Genomic DNA, 3923 nt, shown 5'->3' on the forward strand with positions numbered 1-3923 from the left:
ACTTTCATCGTTATTTACCCTGTCTCTGACCTTGGCGGCACCGCGTTCCGATATTGATACGGATACCCTCCTACTCCAGACCGCACAGTTCACCGTCACCCGTGACGAGAGCCCACAACGTGAAGTGAAAGGGTTGGTTGAAAGTGCGGTTATTGGGACCACAAACCGGTATCAAACCCTGTATCACCTGACCGTCAGACCCGAAATGTGGCTGCTGACCCTTGATCAGGACAGCCGCATCTATCACCAACTCAGCGTTCCCGAGATTTTACACAGCCTACTGAAACAGAAAAAACTCAGGGCCAATATGCGTTTTAATGACCCTCATTCAGTACGGGAATACACCACCATGAAAAGGGAATCATCCTATGATTTCTTTACCCGCCTTGCGGCAGAAGAGGGGATTTTCTTCTAGTTCGCCGATGATGGACTCCATGTGAGCGATAGCCATTTAAACATGAGAGCACCGGATACGTTGATCTACAACCCGGATGTCACCAGCGCAATAGAAGAAAATGTTATCTCCAAATGGTCTTTTGGCTCCCACATGCGCCCTGAATCCATTTCCCAAAAAGACCGGAATTATCACAACCCTAATTATGCCTTGCAGCATAACGCAACAGATTTTGAGGCAGAGAGCAGCACGCCATTTCATATCTTCGAAAGTTACGGGCGTTTTCAGAAAGACAAAGAGGGCATTCCATTTACCCAATACCGGCTGGAAGCTTTACGTGCCGACAGCAAATCCGGGCAAGCGGACAGCAATTGTATTCGATTAATGCCGGGCAGGATCTTCACATTAACCCACCACCCGATTGACACCATGAATGACCGCTGGCAAGTCGTCTCTTCCCGACATCAAGGGCATGTGCCCGCCGTTTTGGGCGATGGCGGAGCCGGCACCACCCTCAATTCACAGACCCAATTTATTCCGGGCCGCAACGACTGGCGTCCGCCCTACCGCTATAAACCACAGGCCGACGGCGATGAAGTCGCCACGGTTGTCGGGCCCAGCACCGAAGAAATTTACGTCAATAAAGAGGGGGCGGTTCGCGTTCACCTCCACTGGAACCGTTACGACGCGCCGGACGACCAGGCTTCCTGCTGGGTGCGGGTGGCACAAGGCTGGAATGGCAACGGATTTGGCTTTCTGGCAACCCCACGAGTCGGCCAGGAAGTGATTATCTCCTACCTCAACGGCGATATTGACCGCCCCATTATCACCGGATGTACCTATAACGCCCTTAACCGTCCGCCGCTAAATTTACCGGCGGAAAAGACCCGCACCACGTTCAGAACCAAGACCCATAAAGGTAATGGTTTTAACGAATTACGTTTTGAGGATGAAAGCGGCAGCGAGGAAGTGTTTATTCATGCCCAGCGGGATATGAATACGCAGGTTCTGAATGATGAAACCCGTAATATCGGGCATAACCGGACACACCATATCAAACATGATGCCCATTTACGCATTGATAATGAGTACCGCGTACAGGCGGGCAATGATATTTCCCTATCTACGGGGCAGAAACTCCATATCAAGGCAGATGACGCTCTGTTAACTCAAAGCGGTAATGAAATTCACCTGAGTTCCGGCGCTAAAATCGTAATTGATGCCGGCAGTGAACTGACCCTACAGGCCGCCGGGCACTTCCTTAAAATCGATGCGGGCGGTATTACCAGCAGTGCGGGCATTAACTTTGGCAGTGGATCACCCGGCAGCGGTTCAGGTTGGGGTGGCAAGCTGCCGGATAGGCTGGACAAACTGAAACAGGCGAGTGTCGTACAGGCAGAAAAAGCCCTGACAGCACCGTTGAAAGAAATCTGTCTGACCTGTCTGATGAAAGCAGAACTGAATGGCACGGCAATGGTTATTAGGGGGCAGTCATGACTCCGGAATTACAGAAAAAATGGAGTGAATACAGAGAAATACATCCCGAAATGAAATGGTATGCCTTAGTCAATGGCCTACAGTATGAACGTCATTTTGCTGAGGAGATTAAATATATCGTCGGCACAAATAATCCCCTGTTCCGGCAATACCCGGATGCCAAAATTGCGTTCGCGGGGCCATGGTTGTTTGATATGGCTTATGCGAAATCATGGGAAGAAAAGTTATCTGCGCTGGAAAAGGTTGCTCCTTCGGTGTCCTGGCTACACACCACGCTGTCTTTGGACAAACTGACCCGTCACCTTGAAAACTACCTGAATGTTGAGCTGGAAACGGGGGAAACGGCATTGCTGCGTTTTTACGATCCCCGCATTTTGCATCAAATCCGGGATATTTTCGGCCCGGAGCAATTGTCGGCATTCACTGACGGTATTCATGAGTGGGTGTATTTATTTGATAACAATGATCATTTCGTAAAAGGAGCCTAGCGATGATAAAACTCAGCAAGGAGCAGGTCGCTAAATTTATTGATGCGGAAGATGAGGCTTATGTGACCCATACCCGACAACGTATTCTGGCAGAGCAAGGTGCATTAGTCGAAAATGAAAGTGAACACAGCCTGCACAAGCGGTTAAAGGCCGCTTATCTGGATTTGATTGAGATGGGGTTTAAGGATGAAGCGTTGATCCGCTCTTATTTATATTTCGTTGCGTTTAACCGTGATTTTCACAGCTCGCCAGCAATCCAGAATATGTTGAACGCTGGCGATAACCCGGAACAACAATACCGTGATTATTTGCGGGTTATGGATAATTTATTGAAAAGGAGAAATTGATATGCCATTACCACTTCTTGCACCAGCGGCTCCCGCTCTTTTAGCTGCTGCTGAATGGACACTGGCTGCTTGTGCAGCGGGATTAGCCGCCGTTGGTGTGATGGAAAGCACCAAAGATAGAGAAGGTGAACAAGACAAAGCAAAAGCGGATACACAAACAATTGCTTCGTCCCGTACCGAATGTGAGAAATGTCCAGCAATTGGGAACGTTACGATGGTTTGGGAAAAAACCACATCGTATTCAGAAATAACCATTGCCTACCAAACAAAAATTGCCGGGACGATATACAACCCTGAATTAAACATAATTGAAACTTGGTTATGTATGGATACAAATTTTGATGGTTGGAAACCTGCACAATGCTTATTTCTTGAGGCTAAGGCTAAGTATGACCAGTTTTTTAAGAATGGTGAACCAAGTTGGGTTTTTGGTGAGTTTAGAAAAACACCTACCAATAAAACAGGGGCAGAAAGTACGATTTGGCAAGCAGAAAGACAAAATAGAGTATGCATGGAATTGAATAATATTCCAAAGTCTCATTGGCATTTTTTGCAGCCTATATCTTATGAATATTTTTCTGAAATGTTTGTTCCTTTTACTAACATTAAAACATTTCATACGCCAATGAGTTAAGCAAAAGCCTATAATTATTGTTGAAAATTTCAAACAGGATTGATGATTATGAGTTTAATACATCCAAGAATAAAATTGTTCCATGACCTTAATGAGCCAATAACACCTGAATTGGCGTTAAAGGATGCATATCAGATAATGCAGAGAATAAATAACATTAGTAGTAACCCAAGTTATTGGCATTTACCAGGATATAATTTAGAGGAAATAGAGGGAAACAATGTATTTACTGATACTGGTTTTACTGAATATGCTATAAGCCAGCTCACAGAAAATTATGATAAAGATGCAAAATATCTTATAGCTACTTTATTTGATATCCCAGGTGACATTGAACTTAAAAATAGAATTTTTTATCAAAGTAGTGATGTAATTTATAATAATATACTAGGAAAAACCAATATATCTATTGATCTTAACTTAGTGAAAGAAAAATTGAAAATTCAAACTATTATAGAGTTTATTAAAGCTTTAGCATCTACTCGTAATTCTCCAGTCATTATGACCGAAACACGCGGATATAGATTGAAAAAAAAGCAAGTATTTCCAGACCGAATAAGTGC

General features: G+C 44.8%; 4 protein-coding genes and 1 pseudogene. All 5 read left to right on the top strand.

Annotation, left to right across the window (positions count from 1 at the left end; translation table 11 throughout):
* Positions 1 to 31 precede the first annotated feature (31 nt).
* A pseudogene (gene tssI, locus PTE_RS06510) lies at positions 32 to 1891 on the top strand (type VI secretion system tip protein TssI/VgrG).
* A complete protein-coding gene (locus PTE_RS06515; RefSeq protein ID WP_036844129.1) occupies positions 1888 to 2379 on the top strand; it encodes a DUF4123 domain-containing protein in 492 nt (163 codons plus the stop codon). The pseudogene tssI and the gene PTE_RS06515 overlap by 4 nt, the downstream one beginning before the upstream one ends.
* Before the next feature lie 2 nt (positions 2380 to 2381).
* A complete protein-coding gene (locus tag PTE_RS06520) occupies positions 2382 to 2726 on the top strand; it encodes a hypothetical protein (protein ID WP_036844130.1) in 345 nt (114 codons plus the stop codon).
* 1 nt (position 2727) lies between these two features.
* Positions 2728 to 3360, top strand: coding sequence for a restriction endonuclease fold toxin 5 domain-containing protein (locus PTE_RS06525; RefSeq protein ID WP_036844131.1), 633 nt, complete (start codon positions 2728 to 2730; stop codon positions 3358 to 3360).
* Positions 3361 to 3408: 48 nt separating this feature from the next.
* Positions 3409 to 3923: hypothetical protein (locus tag PTE_RS06530; protein WP_036844132.1), on the top strand; the 515-nt coding region annotated here is incomplete at its 3' end.

The organism is Photorhabdus khanii NC19 (assembly GCF_000517265.1).
GTDB classification, from domain to species: Bacteria; Pseudomonadota; Gammaproteobacteria; order Enterobacterales; family Enterobacteriaceae; genus Photorhabdus; species Photorhabdus khanii.

What these genes read in the sequence shown, in the direction of transcription:
- PTE_RS06515 (WP_036844129.1), top strand. Translation starts at nt 1,888, where the DNA reads ATGACTCCGGAATTACAGAAAAAATGGAGTGAATACAGAGAAATACAT.
- PTE_RS06520 (WP_036844130.1), top strand. Translation starts at nt 2,382, where the DNA reads ATGATAAAACTCAGCAAGGAGCAGGTCGCTAAATTTATTGATGCGGAA.
- PTE_RS06525 (WP_036844131.1), top strand. Translation starts at nt 2,728, where the DNA reads ATGCCATTACCACTTCTTGCACCAGCGGCTCCCGCTCTTTTAGCTGCT.